Annotated in this window: 20 protein-coding genes; 7 read left to right on the plus strand and 13 right to left on the minus strand. The window is 64.9% G+C overall.

What is annotated here, in order from left to right:
- Positions 1 to 20 precede the first annotated feature (20 nt).
- Together Q4E25_RS10410 and Q4E25_RS10415 are read right to left on the minus strand one after the other, a co-directional pair.
- Positions 21 to 716, minus strand: a complete 696-nt coding sequence (locus Q4E25_RS10410; RefSeq protein WP_303156830.1) for a zf-HC2 domain-containing protein — start codon at positions 714 to 716, stop codon at positions 21 to 23.
- The gene (locus Q4E25_RS10415; RefSeq protein ID WP_303156832.1) at positions 703 to 1,116 is read right to left on the minus strand and encodes a DoxX family protein; all 414 of its coding nucleotides are present in this window, start codon (positions 1,114 to 1,116) and stop codon (positions 703 to 705) included. The genes Q4E25_RS10410 and Q4E25_RS10415 overlap by 14 nt, the downstream gene beginning before the upstream one ends.
- A 47-nt stretch (positions 1,117 to 1,163) precedes the next feature.
- Here Q4E25_RS10415 and Q4E25_RS10420 point away from each other — a divergent pair, with 47 nt between their 5' ends.
- Together Q4E25_RS10420 and Q4E25_RS10425 are read left to right on the plus strand one after the other, a co-directional pair.
- Positions 1,164 to 1,673 (plus strand): methylated-DNA--[protein]-cysteine S-methyltransferase, encoded by a 510-nt coding sequence (locus tag Q4E25_RS10420; RefSeq protein WP_303156836.1) that lies wholly within the window; start codon positions 1,164 to 1,166, stop codon positions 1,671 to 1,673.
- Positions 1,674 to 1,763: 90 nt separating this feature from the next.
- The gene (locus Q4E25_RS10425; RefSeq protein WP_368502633.1) at positions 1,764 to 2,429 is read left to right on the plus strand and encodes a DNA-3-methyladenine glycosylase I; all 666 of its coding nucleotides are present in this window, start codon (positions 1,764 to 1,766) and stop codon (positions 2,427 to 2,429) included.
- A 34-nt stretch (positions 2,430 to 2,463) separates the two neighbouring features.
- On the opposite strand, the gene glpR is transcribed toward Q4E25_RS10425, so the two are convergent.
- From glpR to Q4E25_RS10445, 4 genes are all read right to left on the minus strand, one after another.
- Entirely contained in the window at positions 2,464 to 3,840 is a 1,377-nt protein-coding gene (glpR, locus tag Q4E25_RS10430) for a gephyrin-like molybdotransferase receptor GlpR (protein ID WP_303156839.1), read from the minus strand.
- Between the two features lie 143 nt (positions 3,841 to 3,983).
- Entirely contained in the window at positions 3,984 to 4,694 is a 711-nt protein-coding gene (locus Q4E25_RS10435) for a GNAT family N-acetyltransferase (RefSeq protein ID WP_303156840.1), read from the minus strand.
- Positions 4,695 to 4,717: 23 nt separating this feature from the next.
- Positions 4,718 to 6,001, minus strand: a complete 1,284-nt coding sequence (glp, locus tag Q4E25_RS10440) for a gephyrin-like molybdotransferase Glp (protein WP_303156842.1) — start codon at positions 5,999 to 6,001, stop codon at positions 4,718 to 4,720.
- An 87-nt stretch (positions 6,002 to 6,088) separates the two neighbouring features.
- Positions 6,089 to 7,012 (minus strand): UTP--glucose-1-phosphate uridylyltransferase, encoded by a 924-nt coding sequence (locus tag Q4E25_RS10445; RefSeq protein ID WP_303156844.1) that lies wholly within the window; start codon positions 7,010 to 7,012, stop codon positions 6,089 to 6,091.
- An 86-nt stretch (positions 7,013 to 7,098) separates the two neighbouring features.
- Here Q4E25_RS10445 and Q4E25_RS10450 point away from each other — a divergent pair, with 86 nt between their 5' ends.
- The 3 genes from Q4E25_RS10450 to mscL all read left to right on the plus strand — a co-directional run bounded on the left by Q4E25_RS10450 (position 7,099) and on the right by mscL (position 9,117).
- Positions 7,099 to 7,683 (plus strand): 5-formyltetrahydrofolate cyclo-ligase, encoded by a 585-nt coding sequence (locus Q4E25_RS10450; RefSeq protein WP_303156845.1) that lies wholly within the window; start codon positions 7,099 to 7,101, stop codon positions 7,681 to 7,683.
- 72 nt (positions 7,684 to 7,755) lie between these two features.
- A complete protein-coding gene (locus tag Q4E25_RS10455; protein ID WP_303156847.1) occupies positions 7,756 to 8,457 on the plus strand; it encodes an SAF domain-containing protein in 702 nt (233 codons plus the stop codon).
- Between the two features lie 177 nt (positions 8,458 to 8,634).
- On the plus strand, positions 8,635 to 9,117 hold the full coding sequence (gene mscL / locus Q4E25_RS10460; protein WP_303156849.1) for a large-conductance mechanosensitive channel protein MscL: 483 nt from the start codon (positions 8,635 to 8,637) through the stop codon (positions 9,115 to 9,117).
- Positions 9,118 to 9,137: 20 nt separating this feature from the next.
- Here mscL and Q4E25_RS10465 read toward each other — a convergent pair whose 3' ends face one another.
- From Q4E25_RS10465 to Q4E25_RS10495, 7 genes are all read right to left on the minus strand, one after another.
- Entirely contained in the window at positions 9,138 to 9,362 is a 225-nt protein-coding gene (locus Q4E25_RS10465; RefSeq protein WP_303156852.1) for a hypothetical protein, read from the minus strand.
- On the minus strand, positions 9,362 to 9,928 hold the full coding sequence (locus Q4E25_RS10470; protein WP_303156869.1) for a molybdenum cofactor biosynthesis protein B: 567 nt from the start codon (positions 9,926 to 9,928) through the stop codon (positions 9,362 to 9,364). Before Q4E25_RS10470 ends, Q4E25_RS10465 begins: the two co-directional genes overlap by 1 nt.
- Positions 9,929 to 10,082: 154 nt before the next feature.
- Positions 10,083 to 11,558, minus strand: coding sequence for a trypsin-like peptidase domain-containing protein (locus tag Q4E25_RS10475; RefSeq protein WP_303156853.1), 1,476 nt, complete (start codon positions 11,556 to 11,558; stop codon positions 10,083 to 10,085).
- A gap of 134 nt (positions 11,559 to 11,692) precedes the next feature.
- Complete coding sequence (locus Q4E25_RS10480; RefSeq protein ID WP_303156856.1) at positions 11,693 to 13,225, minus strand: cell wall metabolism sensor histidine kinase WalK; 1,533 nt, start codon at positions 13,223 to 13,225, stop codon at positions 11,693 to 11,695.
- The gene (locus Q4E25_RS10485; RefSeq protein ID WP_303156858.1) at positions 13,222 to 13,920 is read right to left on the minus strand and encodes a response regulator transcription factor; all 699 of its coding nucleotides are present in this window, start codon (positions 13,918 to 13,920) and stop codon (positions 13,222 to 13,224) included. The genes Q4E25_RS10480 and Q4E25_RS10485 overlap by 4 nt, the downstream gene beginning before the upstream one ends.
- Positions 13,921 to 14,149: 229 nt before the next feature.
- Positions 14,150 to 14,323, minus strand: coding sequence for a 50S ribosomal protein L32 (rpmF, locus tag Q4E25_RS10490; RefSeq protein WP_010187615.1), 174 nt, complete (start codon positions 14,321 to 14,323; stop codon positions 14,150 to 14,152).
- Between the two features lie 15 nt (positions 14,324 to 14,338).
- Positions 14,339 to 14,608 (minus strand): type B 50S ribosomal protein L31, encoded by a 270-nt coding sequence (locus Q4E25_RS10495; RefSeq protein ID WP_303156861.1) that lies wholly within the window; start codon positions 14,606 to 14,608, stop codon positions 14,339 to 14,341.
- 451 nt (positions 14,609 to 15,059) lie between these two features.
- Between Q4E25_RS10495 and rpmB the strand changes: the two genes are divergently transcribed.
- Together rpmB and rpmG are read left to right on the plus strand one after the other, a co-directional pair.
- Positions 15,060 to 15,296: a 50S ribosomal protein L28 gene (gene rpmB, locus Q4E25_RS10500; RefSeq protein ID WP_303156863.1), complete on the plus strand. Its 237-nt coding sequence runs from the start codon at positions 15,060 to 15,062 to the stop codon at positions 15,294 to 15,296.
- Between the two features lie 3 nt (positions 15,297 to 15,299).
- Positions 15,300 to 15,377 (plus strand): 50S ribosomal protein L33 (gene rpmG, locus Q4E25_RS10505; protein ID WP_303156871.1); only part of this gene is annotated, 78 nt, incomplete at its 3' end.

Here is a 15,377-nt window from a genome sequence, read left to right on the forward strand (position 1 = left end):
GCGGCTGCGCACCAAAGAACCTAGCGCGGCTGCGCGCTGAGGGATCGCCAGGCGTCGGCAAGCAAATAGCCTTTGTCGGCGGCCCACACCCAGCCCACGCCCAGGGCCGCAGCACCGCTGGCCAGCAGCGCGTAGATCTGGCTCATGGTCATGGTGCCCAAGGCGATATCGCGCATGCCAAAGCCGAAGAGGAAAGCGAACATCGTCCAGGCCACCGGGGCCAGCCCGGGCGCGGACTGCGGGCGCCACGCCGCAAAAGCCAAGCCGCTGGCCAAGGCAAAGCGCATCGCCGCGCCCTCAATGAGCAGGCTAGCCTTATCCGGATCAGCGTCCGGTTGCAGTGTGCCCTCCGCGCCCTGCACGGCCAGGCCGGAAGAGCTGACCACCATGGCCACGGCCCACACCAGGAAGGCCAGCGCCAACACGCCCACCACGATCCGCGCGGCGGTGAGGGAGGCATGCCGGGCGCTCGAGGCACGCTGCCACTCTGGTTCCACCTCGGCCAAGATGGATTCGGAGAGATCGCGCGGCGGGGCCATGCCGGCGGCGGGTTCCACGGTGCTCAGCGAGCGCGACAGCGCCGCGGCCTTCTCCCGGAACGCCGCGCACTCCGGGCAATTGTGCACGTGGGTATCAATGATGTCCTGGCTCAGCGGCACCGGCTCGCCGTCCAGCTGCGCGGAGATCGCCGCCTGCACCTGCTCATGCGTCAACATCGCTTAACACCCCATCCAGGCTGGCGCGGCCGGAGCCAAAGACCACAATCATCAACAGCGCCACGATGAGCACCAGCGGGTACTCGATGCCGCCGTCGGTGGCAAAAAGCCCGTGGCCCAGGTGCACGAAGTACAGCGCGCAGGCCGCCAGCAGTGCCAGCAGGCCGGCGAAGAACGTGGTCAGAAGTCCCACCACCAGCAGCGAGCCGCCTACCATCTCCGCGAGGGAGCACAGATAAGCCGAGAGCTTCGGCTGCGGCACGCCCCACGCGGAGAATTGCCCGATGGTCTCATCCATCCCGCGTAGGAACATCTTGTCCACCCCGTGGGCAACGAAGATGATCCCAAGCACGGCGCGCAGGACGAGCAACGCGGCATCGCGTACGGCGGGTCTATTCATGGCTATTAGACTACCCTCCACAGCCTCCGCGATTGAAAGGACCGCCCATGGACGCCGCCGAGCCCCGCACGTGGTGCACCATCGACTCCCCCATCGGCCCTCTGACCCTGCTGGCCAGCCAGCGTGGCCTGAGCTACATCGCCTTCGCCGCCGAGGACTTCACCCCGCCCGTTCATTGCGTGCGCGGAACCTCCCCTGTCCTGGAGCAGGCCAGCACGGAACTGGCGGAGTACTTCGCCGGCCGCCGCCGGGATTTCGCCGTGCTTGTCGATGCCCCCTCTCCCATCACCTTCCGCGCCCAGGCGCAGCGCTGCTTGCGGGAGATCCCCTACGGCCACACATGGAGCTACAGCGAGCTGGCCGCCCGGGCCGGGCGCCCGAGTGCGGCGCGGGCCGCAGGCAGCGCGTGTGCCACCAACCCGGTACCGATCATCGTGCCCTGCCACCGCGTGCTTCGCGCCGATGGCAGCACCGGGCACTACCGCGGCGGCGCAAGCGCCAAGGCATTCCTGCTGGCGCTCGAGGCCCGGAACCAATCAGGCGCCGGCGCAGTCTAATAGAGCATGCCTACAATTTCTTCATCTTCTTCTAGAGCAACTACGTCTTTAGCAACCGAAAGCACCACGATCCCACCACGCACCCCGACGATGACCGATTCAAACCAGACAAACACACCGAGCACGACGAGCAGCGCTAGCCCTTCGCCCACGGCCAACCCCGACGCGGGGCTGGTCTACGGCAGCGATGGCCTGGCCCGGCCCGCCTGGGCTATGACCTCCCCGCTGTTGCAGGAGTATTACGACACCGAGTGGGGCATGCCCATCCACGAGGAATCCGGGCTGTTAGAAAGGCTATGCCTGGAAAGCTTCCAGTCCGGGCTGTCCTGGGCCACGGTGCTGCGCAAGCGCGAGGCCTTCCGGGAGGCCTTTGCCGGATTCGACGCCGATGCGGTCGCCGCCTTCGATGAGGAGGACGTGGCTAGGCTCATGGACAACGCCGCCATTATCCGCAACGAGCGCAAGATCCGCGCGGCTATCACCAACGCGCGGGCCACGGTAGCGCTGCGGGAGAAAGGCGGCTTAGACGAGTTCCTGTGGGGCTTCATGCCGGAGGAGAACCTACATCCTCACACACTGGCGGATATCCCGAAGTTCATCCCTGAGGCCAAGGACATGTCCGCAGCTCTGAAGAAGGAGGGCTTTACCTTCGTGGGTCCGGTGACCTGCTTTTCGCTCATGGAGGCCATTGGTATGGTGGATGCCCATCTGGTGGGCTCCCACCGCAGGGGCTGTTCCGGGATTTGGCGCGACTAGTTGGAACACGACGAGCAGCACCCGGCTGCAGGCGCTAGCTCACCCGGCGGGCTGCGAGGTCATCGCGGCGCGGGCCGCGGCCAGCGTGCGGCCCGTCGAAGCCGTCGTACTCATCGTCACCGTAGTGCAGCGGCAGGTAATCAAAGTCCGGGCTGTCATCATCCAGCTCCAGGATGACCGCACCCGGGCGGCGCAGGTTACGCGGAAGGTCGGCCGCAGTGTCTTCACCGTTGCGCACGCCAAGACGCGCGCGGCGCAGGTGGTACACGCGTCGGCGCAGCAGCTCCTGCTCAGCGCGCACCTGGGAACGCAGTGCTACCAGGTAGACCACGCTGAGCACGCCGGCGATGGCCGCCAGCCACCAGGTCCAGCCGCCCACGACGATGCCCAATGCCACCGTCACCACAACGGCCGCCGCCAGCGCTAGCAGCGTGCGCTGACGACGCTGGTAGCGGGTGGCGGAGGCTGCCTTATCGGCCACCGGATCCCATCCGCCGCGGCCGAGGCGGCGCTGTGCGAAGGCAACGTCTTCCTCGGAGAGGTCCGTGGACATGTCCTCGGAGGCAGCGGCCTCGTCCGCGAAGCTTTCCTCGGTGTCCTCGGCGCTGGCTGCGCCCTCGGCGTCAGCGTCTGCATCGGCCTCGTTCTCGGCGGAGTCAACCACCGCGGAATCCACGGCTCCCGGGTACATCAGATCCACCGGGGAGGTGTAGGACTCATCGAGCTCGTAGGCGTCCTCCGCCACCGCGGAGACCACCGGAGCGCTAAAGACCTCGCCGTCGTAGCCCTCGGTCTCGCCGTCGGCGTCCGTCCCCTCGGCGCGCTGCGCGGAATCCGCATCCGTGGCTGCGTCCTCGCTCTGTGCGCGGGCAGGCTCATCCTCAATGAGGATCTCATCATCCTCAGAGTCATCCTCCTCGGAGTCCTGGGCAGCGGCCTTGGCCGGCGGTGCGCTTTCTGCGTCAGCCCCACCTTGAGCGTCTTCAACATCGACGAAGGACTCGCTCACGACTTCGCCGTCGATGGTCTCTGCCACCTCGGCGCGCTCGGCGTTGTTCGTGCGCTCCTCCTCAGCAGAGCCCAGGACCGTCGGGATGGAATCACTGCCCGGAACGCGGCCAGCCTCGGCGTCTGCATCGACGACCTCGCGCTTGGCCTGCGTATCCTGCGCATGCGGTGCAGCCTCGTCCTCGGTCTCGTGGTCCTGCTCGGACTGCACGGTGGCGGCCGCGCCGCGCAGGTGCGGGCGGCGGCGCCCCTGCACGGAGCCAGAATCGCCCTCGAAGAGCACGCGGGTATCGTCAAAGGCCTCGCCGGTGTGGCTCATCGGACGCTGCGAGCGCAGCAGCCACGGGGCCAAGACAAAAAGCCACACCACGATGATGAGGATGATGGGTACGGCAACAGACACGATGCGTCACACGCTTTCCGTCGGGGACAGGTAATGCACACAACCTTAGCCGCTCAGAGCCATAATCCGGGTACCGAAAGCGGCCAAATTACAATCTTGTGACTCATGTGAAAACAGTGGCCGAGCCGGGCACGGCTGGAATCCTAAAGAATTCGGCCGGCCTCGCGCAGGCGCTCCACGGCGGTGCTGGTGAAGTCCTCGCGGTTAAGAGCCACCAGGTGGTGATCACGCCACGCGCCGTCGATGTGCAGGTTACGGCGCAGGAAGCCCTCCTCGCGGAAGCCATTGGCCTTAAGCACTTTGCCGGAAGAGGGGTTTTCCGGCATATAAGTCGCCGTCACCCGGTGCAAGCCCACCCGGCGGAAAGCGTGATCCACACCCAGCGCGCAGGCGGCGGTGGCAATCCCGGCGCGGTGAACTCGCGAGTGCACCCAGTAGCCAATCCAGCACTCGCTAATCCCGCCGTGTTGAATGTTGCCCAACGTGACTTGGCCGCGAAACTGCCCGTTGACCTCAATGGCCATGGGCACCACCATCCCGCCGCGGGCGGAATCGCGCAGGAACATGAGGTGATTCCACCACGCGTTGCGCGTGTGGGCCTCCTGCCAGGAGGTCGGAAGGGTGGGCTCCACCGGCTGCAAGGAACGCTGATCCTCGATGCGCTGGCTGCGCCAGGCAGGCCCGTCGGTGCGCAGGACGGGGCGCAGGCGTAGCCGCGCTCCCTGGGGAAAAACCGCAGAGGCGGGCAGCTCCACCACCGGGGTGGCCTCAGGCCATCCTGGGTGTTCGGGATTCGTCGGCCCCCAGGCAGGGCCACTCAGCCGCCGCTGCGCGGCACCACAAAAGTTCAGCATGGTCGTGTGGACTGGTGTGCGGGCTAGCTGCGCTGAGTCAGGAAGAGGACGTCAACAACGTCACCCGGGCGGATCTCGGTGGCGTCCTCAGGAATGCGAATCATCGCGTTCGCCTCGGCCAAACCAGCCAGCAGGTGCGCGGGCGCACCCGCGGCACCACCCAGGCCCTCCACCAGGTAGTCGGCGGTCTCCGCATCGCGCATGAGCCGCGCGCGGATATAGCCGCGGCGCCCCGGGCGGGACTGGATGTGGTTGAGCGCACGCGCGCGCACCACGCGCCGATGGGCCGTGCGCTTGCCCAGGGCAAGGCGAATGAGCGGGCGCACGAAGACCTCGAAGATCACCAGCGCCGAGACCGGGTTGGAGGGCAGCAGGAAGGCCGGAATCCGCTCCTGGCCCAGCAGGCCGAAGCCCTGGACGGAACCGGGGTGCATCGCCACGCGGGTGGTATCGATATCCCCGAGCTCCTGGAGCACCTCGCGGATGGCCTCGGATCCAGCGCCGCCCACGGCACCGGAAATCACCAGCACCTCACTGCGCGAGATGTAGGTTTCCAGCGCCTCGCGCACGCGCCGCGGCTCTCCCTCGGCGATGCCCACGCGGTGGACATCCGCGCCGGCCTCCTTGGCCGCCGCCGCCAGGGAGTAGGAGTTCACGTCAAAGATCTGGCCCAGGCCCGGCTCCCGGTCAATATCCACCAGTTCCTTGCCAAAGGAGAGGATGGTCACGCGCGGGCGCGGATACGCCAGCACCTTGGAGCGCCCCACCGCCGCCAGCAGGCCAATCTGTGCGGGCCCAATAATGGTTCCGGAGGACACAGCTACGTCACCGGGCTGAATGTCATCGCCCACGCGGCGCACGAAGTCGCCGGAGCGCACCGGGCGATGCGCCGTGACGCGCTTGCGCCCGCGGTCGGTCCATTCGAGGGGAAGGACGGCGTCGGCAAGCGTGGGCAACGGGGCCCCGGTGTAGACCCGCACCGCCTGCTTCGGCTGCAAGCGCAGCGGCTGGCGCGAGCCGGCCGGGACCTCCCCCACCACGGGCAGGGAGCGCTCAACCTCGGGGCCGGTCTCCTCATCCTCTGCTTCTGCTTGACGACGCCCCTTCAGCGCCCTCTCACCGCCCACGTCCACCGCGCGCACCGCGTAGCCATCGATCACCGCCTGCGGGAAGCCCGGCAGGGGCTGGTTGGCCTGGACCTCCTCGGCGCACATCAGCCCGAGGGCATTTGCGATGGCGATGCGCACCGGTTCCGGGGTCACCGCCGCATCAGTGATGAGCGCGAGTTGATCGTCAACTGAACGCATGGTCTATCGCCTCTCCTGAAAACCTTGTGGACGTGGGGAAGGTCCGCAGTGATCTTTCTGGTTCTTACTGTAGAACCCCTGCTTACTTTAGAGCCCGTGCTCCTCTTCATACTCGGCGATGATGTGCTTGATCGCCTTGTAGAGCGCCGGGCCGTACTTCTCATCACGCAGACCGAAGTCCACGTTGGCCGGGATGTAGCCGCCCGGGTTGCCCAAATCGTGGCGCTTTCCGTGGTGAACCACGACGTGCACGGGGTGGCCTTCCTGGATGAGCAGCTCGATGGCGTCGGTCAGCTGCAGCTCCCCGCCCTTGCCCGGCGTGATGCGGCGCAGCGCATCGAAAATCTTAGTGTCCAGCAGGTAGCGGCCGGTGGCGACCAGCGTGGAGGGGGCATCGGCCGGGTCCGGTTTTTCCACCATGCCCACGACCTTCTTCACGTTCGGGTCCTCGGTGTCCTCAATATCGAAGACGCCGTAGTTGAAAGTCTCTTCCCGTTCTACCTCAAAGGCGCACAGCACCGAGCCACCCAGCTCCGCACGCACGCGGGCCATATCGGCCATGACGGTGGCGGGCAGGACAATATCGTCCGGCAGCATGACGGCGAAGCACTCTTCATCCTCGCCCAGCACGGACTCCGCCAGGCCCACCGCGTGGCCCAGGCCCAGCGGCTTCTCCTGCTCCACCGAAATGGGGTGAATGAGCTCGGCGGCGCGCTTGACCTTGCGCACCTGCTCATCTTTGCCGCGCGCGGAAAGGGTCTCCACCAGATCCGGGAAGGCGTCGAAGTGGCGCATGACCTCCTGCTTGTTGGGTGCGGTGATGACCGCCAGGCGCTCGGCGCCCACGGCCGCAGCTTCTTCTGCAATCAGCTCAATACCCGGGGTATCAACCACGGGGAGCAGTTCTTTGGGCACGGTTTTCGTCGCCGGTAAAAAGCGAGTACCCATGCCCGCAGCAGGAACAACAACTGTAGCGATCCCGCTGGGGGATTCCTCGTGTGCAATAGCCATAAGATCGACTCTACAGTGCATGGGTCTCTACCCCGTGCATTACAAGGCATGCATCAAAGGATTTCCTCACCGCTATGCTCGGGTGCATGGATCACGATGTACAGGATATCCCCGCCGCCAAGAAGGCACTGCGCGCCGAGCTTTTCGCAGCTCGCAAGCAGCGCACACCGGAAGAAAGGGAGGAGACCAACGCCGCTTTCCGCTCCGGTGTGCAGCAGCTGCTCACCCCAAGCATGAAGGTGGCCGCCTACGATCCGCTGGGTTCCGAGCCCGGCGGCTCTGAGTTTGTGGAATTCATCGCCGGCCGCTGCGCCGAGGTGTACCTTCCTATAACCTGCGGCGAGGGAAAGCTAGAATGGGCGCTTTTCGAGGGCCGAGAGGCCATGCGCCCGGGCGCCATGGGTATTGCAGAGCCCACCGGGCCGCGCCACGATAGCTCCCTGCTGGCCGAGCTCGACATGCTGCTGGTGCCGGCGATGGCCATCAGCCCCAGCGGCGCGCGCATGGGCAAGGGCGGCGGCTACTACGACCGCGCCCTGCAGCCGCTTCCGACGGGCCAGCCACCGAAGGTAGCACTGGTCTATGCCTCCGAAATCCTCGACGTTCCCGCCGAAGCCCACGACTGCGTGGTAGACGGCGTCCTCACTGAGCGGGAGATGCGCTGGCTCTAGCTCGACTGCTTCGAGCACGGCGAGCACCAGCTCGCCGGGAACCGCACGCCGCCGCGCGCAGTCTAATAAGGCATGCGCATCCCAACGTCCCTTACTGTTCCTGGCCACCGCCGCAACGTGCTCATACGCCGAGTGCTCGCTGCCGTCTTAGTCATAGCCGCCGCGCTCAGCGCTCTCACCTCAGCGCGCGATCACCCCACCGCGCTGGTGGCCGCGCGGGAAATCCCCGCCGGCCACGAGCTGCAGGCCGAGGACATCACCACCGCCCGCGTCCCCACGGAGATGCTCCCCTCCGCGAGCCTGGGCAGCGATCCGGCCGAGGCCGTGGGCCGGGTAAGCGTGGCGGCGATAGGCAAAGGGGAAATTCTCAGCTCCTCCCGCGTGCTGAGCACGGAACTCGTGGCGGACCTGGTGGGCGGCGGCGAGTCACACATGATCCCGGTCAAACTTGCGGAGCCCGACATCCTGCCCCACCTGCATCACGGGGACACGGTCAACGTCATCGCAGGCAACGGCGAGCCAACCATGGCCATGGGCTCCAGACCTGATGCAGAAAACCCAACTCCGCCCTCCCACACCACCATCGCCAGCGGGGCGCGTGTGGTGGCGGTGGGCGCCCCCGAGGAGGAAGCTCGGCCAGACACCGTACTGCTCGCCCTCGCAGCTGACTCAGCAGAAATTGTGGCAGCGGCCTCGCTAAGCCAACCGCTGACCGTGGTCATCGTCGGCGACCGCGCCCATCCGCACACTGATTCCTCTCCGAGCCGGGATTAGGTCGCTTTCTTAATAACTGTTGAGACATCAATGAAAAACCGCTAGAGTCACCTCGATTGCAGTCCCCTGATTGCTTTCCGCTGAGCACACAGTGAGCTCAGCGCTCTGCATTCTCAGTGCCCTGTACTCTCAGCGCGCTGTTTTCTGTTTGTTCCCACTGAAAGGATCTACTTTCCCATGCTCAAGGGATTCAAAGATTTCATTCTGCGCGGCAATGTCATCGAGCTTGCCGTAGCCGTCATTATCGGCGGCGCCTTTACCGCAATTGTCACCGCGGTGACCGATAACCTGATCCAGCCGCTCATCAACTCCTTCGGCTCCCCGGAGGTCGGCGGCCTAGCCATTCAGATCACCGATGATCCCTCCACCAAGGTGGACTTCGGCGCTGTGATCACCGCAGCTATCAACTTCCTCATCATCGCCGCGGTGGTCTACTTCCTCATCGTCATGCCGCTGAACAAGATCAGCGAGCACGCTAAGCGCCGCCAGAACGTTGACCCGGAGGAGCCCGCACCGACCACCGAGCAGCTGCTGGCTGAGATCCGTGACCTCCTCGAGGCGCAGAATGCTGCCACCGCCACCGGCGCTGCCAACGCTACCGGTGCCGCTGGTGCAGCCGATTCCTCCGCGCCCACGGGCAAGCACAGCGCGCAGGACTAAGGCTTAGAGCGTTCGCTCAGCTAGTTCTCGCCGTAGTGCGGCGGCATCTGCTCGCGGTAGAAGGCCTCGCCCGTAGGCTCTTCCGCGGAGAACTCATCGAGCTCGACGTTGCGGGAGGAGTCCTGCCCGCCCTGGGACTCTTCGGGGCCAAAGGCGGAAACAAACTCGGGGCGGTCCGCGGTGCGGTCATAATCGGGGGCGTCGGAAATGCGCACCGCGCGGCGGCGTTTACGGGGCGTAGCCACTAGACGCTGTACTCCTGCAGCTGGTCAATAAGGTGGTGGACCAGCGGGGTGAGCGTGGCCATGCCATCGCGCACAGCGGCGCGCGAGCCAGCCAGGTTCACCACCACTGTGGAACCGGAAATGCCGGAAATGCCGCGGGAGGTGCACGCGTCCACCGCGCCGCAGGCCTGGCCGGAGGAACGCAGGGCCTGCGCCACGCCCGGCACCATCTGATCCAGGACGCTGCGGGTAGCCTCCGGAGTCTTATCGCGCGGGCCGACGCCCGTGCCGCCAATGGTGAGCACCAAGTCCACGCCGCCGACGACGGCTGTCTCGATGGCCTGGCGGATCTTGGACTTCTTGGAGCGGACAATCACTGCCGCATCGACGGTGAACTTGGCTTCCGCCAGCAGTTCCCCCGCCAGGCGGGAGGTATCTTCAGCGTGCTCGTCCGGGTGATCGGTGACGATGACTACCAGCGCGCGGCGGGGTGCCCGCACGGTCTTCTCCCCCTCGCTGGCGAAGAGGTAGGCATCATCCGGTTCGGAGGCGTTGAGAAAAGCCGAGGAGGACTCGCTGCCCACCAATGCTGTAGACGCGGACGTGGTGGACGCTTGGGGCTCGGTGTGCTCAGCCAATGGTGCTCCTTCAAGGGCGGTCGACATACGCTGCCCGATACCAGGAGCCACGCGCCTCAGTGGCGCGCAACACAGTATCCGGCATGCATTAGTAGGGATTAACTTACTCGCTCGTCAGCGTTACCTCTACCTGACGAGTCTCCTCGCTAGTGCCGCGCTTGACCTCCAGGGTCACCTTGGCGCCAAAGTCTTGGGAGCGCGCGGCCGCGATGAGAGCATCGGCGTTCTCAATGAGGCGGTCATTGACACGGGTGACCACATCCCCGCGGCGCAAGCCCGCCTTATCGGCCGGGCCGCCCGGCTCGACCTCCACGATCTGCGCTCCGTTGCCGAGGTCACGAGCATTGACCTTGACCCCCAATGTGGGGTGCTTGGTCACGCCGTCGTTGATGAGCTGATCAGCCATGCGCTTGGCAAAGTTGGAGGGGATGGCAAAGCCCAGGCCGATGGACCCGGCCTCGCCCCCACCGGAGGACAGGGAAGCAATCATCGAGTTCATGCCGACGAGGTTTCCTTCCATATCCACCAGCGGGCCACCGGAATTGCCGGGGTTGACGGCGGCGTCGGTTTGGATGGCGTCGATCAGCGAGCTCTCACCGCCCTCCTGGGAGGCGCGCACCGGGCGGTTCTTGGCGGAGACGATGCCGGAGGTCACCGTGGCGTTGAGACCCAGCGGGGAGCCCACGGCGACGACCTGCTGGCCCACCGCGGCGGCGTCGGAATCGCCGAATTGCAGGTGGGGCAGATCCTGCACGTCATCGATCTTGATCACGCCGACGTCCGTGTTGGGATCGGAAGCAACGAAGGTGGCGGTGTGCCGGGAGCCATCGTTCAGCGTGACCTCCAAGCGCCCATTGCGGTCCGCACCGGCGATGACGTGGTGGTTGGTCAGAACGTAGCCGTCCGGGGAGATGATGGAGCCGGAGCCCTCGGCACCACCCGCAGGCGTCAGCGTGTAGATGGACACCACGGCGGGCAGCACCTTGGCGGCCACGGCCTCAACGGAACCGGCCTCCGGCTCCTTGCCCGTGCTGTTAGCCACCGGCGCATTGTGCAGCGCCTCGTTGACCGCGGAGGTGTCATTCTTGTTGTTCAGCCCGCCCACGGCCACGCCGGTGATGCCGCCCGCGGCGATTGCGCCCACGAGCATCATGGCCAGCGCGGTGCCCAGGCCCACGCTGCGCTTTTCCTTCTTTGGTTCCTGAGGCACGAAGGCGATGGTGGAGTCACCGTGAGGGCCAGTGGGCCCGTGCGGCCCGGTAGACCCAGCAGGCCCACTAGGCTCAGCGCCAGGCGCCGGGTACTGTTCAAAGGAGGGGCCGAAGTTACCGGGCGTCTGGGAGGTGTTTCCCTGCAGGGGCTGGCTGGGGCCGTTGTGGCCAGGACCGCTCTGGCCGGGGCCATTGGGTCCTTGCGCGAAAGGCGGGTACTGGCCGCCGCCGGCTGCCGGGAAGTGATCGGAGCGGGGCTGGTTCCATCCCCGGGAATCAGAGGGGGCGCCGAAGGAGCCGGTGCGTCCTGCGCCCTCATCCGGGTAACCCTGACCCGGATTATTCGTATTCGAGTTCCTCATGTTCATAGCGAGTAGTGTGCCTTATCCGTCTGGGGTGCGTCTGGAACCGGACTGCTAGAGCCCTAAAAGATTCTGTACGTTATCTGTACGCCTTGAGCTGCGAGTGTAGTGCCTCAACCCTACTCTTGGTTGAACCAGCGTTACGCGAAGATGGTGCCCCTATCGGTCGGCTGACGCTCCTCGGTGTCGAGCTCGGTGTCATCGAGTCCGTCGACAAGCGCGGTGCCCTCCCCCGGGTGGCCCGGCAGGATGACCTCCATGCGGGTGCCGCCGTCCGAGGACTCCTTAACGTGAATCTCACCGTGGTGGCGCTCAACCACCGACTTGACAATTGCCAGGCCCAGGCCCGATCCCGGCATGGACCGGGCCTCCGCGGAGCGGTAGAAACGTTCGAAGACCTTGCTGCGCTCCTCCACCGGGATGCCCGGGCCGGAGTCATCGACGCGCAGGCAGACTTTATCCTCCCCAACCTGATGCATGGACACGCGCACCACGCCAGAGGCCGGGGACCACTTGGCAGCGTTATCCATGAGGTTGAGCGTGGCCCGACCCAGGGCGAAGGGATCGCCGTCGAGCACCCAGGGAATGAAGCGCACGCGGAATTCGACGTCCGGGCGACGGCGCCGCGCGCGGTTGAGGGAGCCCTCGAGGACGTCGTGCAGCTCGACGGGTTCCGGCTCCTTCTCCGAGGCGTCCTCGCGAGCCAGGTCCACGAGGTCACCGATGAGCGTGGACATCTCCGCCATCTGACTCATGACGTCGCGCTCGAGATCGCGGCGGTCCTCCTCGCTGATGCCGTAGGCGCTATCGGAGCGGTTGAGCATCATAAGCAGCTCAATGTTGGTGCGCATCGAGGTCAGCGGCGTCTTGAGTTCGTGGCCGGCATCGGCGACGAACTGCGATTGCTGGATACGCGATTCCTGCAAGGCCGCCAGCATGTTGTTGAAGGAGACCGTCAGCTGCGCCATCTCGTCGTTGCTCACCACCTCGATGGGGCGCAGATCGTTGGTTTGGGTCACGTAGTCCGCGGCACGCTTCAGGCGCGCGATAGGCTGCATGCCCGTCCTGGAGACCACCAGGCCAGCAAAGATGGCCAGCAGGAAGCCCAGGGCGACGAGGATGGAGAGCATGGAGCCGATCGCCCCGATGAGCTCGTTGGTGCTGTCCAAGCTATTGGCCAGCACCACGGTGGCGCCCATGTCGTGGCGCTTGGCGATGATGCGCTCGCTCCCGACCGTGCGGATTGAGGTTTCTGTAAAGGCGCCGTCGCGCTGGAAATTGCCACCGACGGGGATGGCGTCGCCGTAAGCAAAACTCCACGAGGGCGGGGCCACGGCCACGCGAGTGTGCGGGTGATAGAGCTTAAACTCGGCGATCTCCTCGTCGATGTTGTCCACGAACTCCGGATCCTGGCAGCGTTCAATCAAGGTATCAGCCTTGCGCTCCAGCTTCGAGTCGACGCTAGCGGTCAGGCCGGCGGAGACAATCCAGTAGGTGGCCAGGGTCATCACCACGACAGCGACGGCCACCACCACGCCGGTAACCAAAGAAAGGCGCCACCGCAGCGACGCCCGAGAAGCCCAACTATCCCGCCGGCCATGGAAGGCGGAGACGGGAGTGAGCTCTTCGCCAGCGGAAGCCTCGGCGGGACCCGCTGGCTTCCGCAAAATCACGAGTTACTCTCCCTGAGGACATAGCCCACGCCACGCACGGTGTGGATGAGGCGCGACTCCCCTTCCCCTTCGGTCTTCTTGCGCAGGTAGCCGATGTAAACCTCGAGCGCGTTGCCTGAGGTGGGGAAATCGTATCCCCACACTTCCTCCAGGATGACATTGCGCGAGAGTACTTTGCGCGGGTTCTCCATGAGCAACTGCAGCAAGGAGAACTCGGTGCGTGTCAAGGAGATCTGACGGTCGCCGCGACTGACCTCGCGGGTATCGAGATCCAAGGTGAGATCCTCAAAGTGCAGGGTGGTCTCCTGCGGCTGCTTGGCGCTGTTGGCGTTGGCGGTAGCGCGCCGCACCAGGGAACGCACGCGAGCGAGCAGCTCCTCCAGCGCAAAGGGCTTGGGCAGGTAATCGTCAGCGCCGGCGTCGAGCCCCGCCACGCGGTCAGAGACGCCATCGCGGGCGGTGAGCATGAGAATCGGGTGATCCCACCCGCCGCTGCGCAGCGTGCGGCAGACCTCTAAGCCGTCCATGTTGGGCATCATCACGTCGAGGATGAGCAGATCCGGATTCTCCTTGCTCACCAGTTCCACTGCCTCCACACCGTCGGCGGCGAGGGAGACGTCATAACCGTTAAAACGCAGGGAGCGGCGCAGAGATTCGCGTACCGCTTGCTCGTCATCCACGACCAAAATTTTCATGCTCACAATTATGAACTAAAAGTCCCGGACACACGAAGTGACGAGGTCAACACTGCCCCCACACCACTAAATACCCGCAGCGGCACGTCGGGGCAATCGCATGCATAAACGCAGACTATAGAGCCAGGGCAGCGGCCATGTGCCCCAAAAGCAAACACCCCCGCCGACGCACTGCGGTGCGGGCGGGGGTGAATGAAAAGCGTTTTAAGCAAACACTCGTAGCCGAAGCTTAGAACTGCTCGACATCAACCAGGCCAAGCTTGGCGGCCTTGACCAGACGACGCGGGATGCGCACGGTCTGACCATCGATGGTGACCTCCTGGAGGGCGACGTTGTCAGCCTTCCACTGGGAGCGGCGGGAGTGGGTGTTCGCGCGGGACTTCTTAAACTTAGGAGTTGCCATTTTCTTCTATCCTCCTTACGCGTTCTTCTTCTTGCGACGAGCCATGGCACCAAAGCGCTGGTTGAACTTCTCAACGCGGCCAGCGGTATCCATAACGCGCTGTGCACCAGTCCAGAACGGGTGGGACTCAGCGGTCACGTCAACGACGATCAGCGGGTACTCGTTGCCATCTTCCCACTCGACGGTGCGGTCGGAGGTGGCGGTGGACTTCGTCAGGAACTGGAAGCCAGTGCCAGCGTCCTTGAAGACCACCGGGTGGTAATCCGGGTGGATGTCCTTCTTCATATGCAGATTCCCTCAGGGTTGAAACTACGGGTCGGTTCCCGCGGCGTCACAGCGAGCTGTGCGGCAAGGATCGTGCCCGAGTTGGGTATCGAAACTTACAGAGTGTGCGACAAACGTCGACAACCTTGCTCATAGTACAGTTAAGGCAGCGAAAAACCTAAATGCCGCCAGGGACCCCGCCGCGGGGGCCGTCGGCAAGCATGCAGCAACCATGCGCCGAGGATTCACAGCACGGAGTACACCGCGCGCCAGCAGAGGCGATTAGGTAAATGGCCAGTGGGGGATGTAAGATTTCCCCTTGCTGTTGTCAAAGTAATCGTTTTACGCCCCGTCAACTGGTGTTTAACGGAACATGCCACCTGCTCATCCTCACTTTCAGAGCACCGCGCCTCACCGCGGTAAGGCACTCCGTTAGTCGCCACGATGTGGGCGGCTAGGAGAAAGAAGACCCATGTCGGCTATTTGCCAGGTAACGGGCCGCAAGCCGCAATTCGGCAAGCAGGTCTCGCACTCGCACCGCCGCACTTCGCGCCGTTGGAACCCCAACGTGCAGCGTCGTCGCTACTACCTGCCCTCCGAGGGCCGTACCATCACCCTGACTGTTTCCACCAAGGGCATGAAGATCATCGACCGTGACGGCATCGAGTCCGTCGTGGCCAAGATTCGCGCACGTGGGGAGAAGATTTAACAGATGGCACGTAACGATATCCGTCCGATCATCAAGCTGAAGTCCACTGCGGGCACCGGTTACACCTACGTGACCCGTAAG

It is taken from the genome of Corynebacterium sp., from assembly GCF_030532325.1.
Taxonomy (GTDB): domain Bacteria; phylum Actinomycetota; class Actinomycetes; order Mycobacteriales; family Mycobacteriaceae; genus Corynebacterium.

Bases quoted from the DNA above. Each gene is read 5' to 3' on its own strand.
- Q4E25_RS10410 (WP_303156830.1), bottom strand. From the start codon at position 716: ATGTTGACGCATGAGCAGGTGCAGGCGGCGATCTCCGCGCAGCTGGAC.
- Q4E25_RS10415 (WP_303156832.1), bottom strand. From the start codon at position 1,116: ATGAATAGACCCGCCGTACGCGATGCCGCGTTGCTCGTCCTGCGCGCC.
- Q4E25_RS10420 (WP_303156836.1), top strand. From the start codon at position 1,164: ATGGACGCCGCCGAGCCCCGCACGTGGTGCACCATCGACTCCCCCATC.
- Q4E25_RS10425 (WP_368502633.1), top strand. From the start codon at position 1,764: ATGACCGATTCAAACCAGACAAACACACCGAGCACGACGAGCAGCGCT.
- Q4E25_RS10435 (WP_303156840.1), bottom strand. From the start codon at position 4,694: ATGCTGAACTTTTGTGGTGCCGCGCAGCGGCGGCTGAGTGGCCCTGCC.
- glp (WP_303156842.1), bottom strand. From the start codon at position 6,001: ATGCGTTCAGTTGACGATCAACTCGCGCTCATCACTGATGCGGCGGTG.
- Q4E25_RS10445 (WP_303156844.1), bottom strand. From the start codon at position 7,012: ATGGCTATTGCACACGAGGAATCCCCCAGCGGGATCGCTACAGTTGTT.
- Q4E25_RS10450 (WP_303156845.1), top strand. From the start codon at position 7,099: ATGGATCACGATGTACAGGATATCCCCGCCGCCAAGAAGGCACTGCGC.
- Q4E25_RS10455 (WP_303156847.1), top strand. From the start codon at position 7,756: ATGCGCATCCCAACGTCCCTTACTGTTCCTGGCCACCGCCGCAACGTG.
- mscL (WP_303156849.1), top strand. From the start codon at position 8,635: ATGCTCAAGGGATTCAAAGATTTCATTCTGCGCGGCAATGTCATCGAG.
- Q4E25_RS10475 (WP_303156853.1), bottom strand. From the start codon at position 11,558: ATGAACATGAGGAACTCGAATACGAATAATCCGGGTCAGGGTTACCCG.
- Q4E25_RS10485 (WP_303156858.1), bottom strand. From the start codon at position 13,920: ATGAAAATTTTGGTCGTGGATGACGAGCAAGCGGTACGCGAATCTCTG.
- rpmF (WP_010187615.1), bottom strand. From the start codon at position 14,323: ATGGCAACTCCTAAGTTTAAGAAGTCCCGCGCGAACACCCACTCCCGC.
- Q4E25_RS10495 (WP_303156861.1), bottom strand. From the start codon at position 14,608: ATGAAGAAGGACATCCACCCGGATTACCACCCGGTGGTCTTCAAGGAC.
- rpmB (WP_303156863.1), top strand. From the start codon at position 15,060: ATGTCGGCTATTTGCCAGGTAACGGGCCGCAAGCCGCAATTCGGCAAG.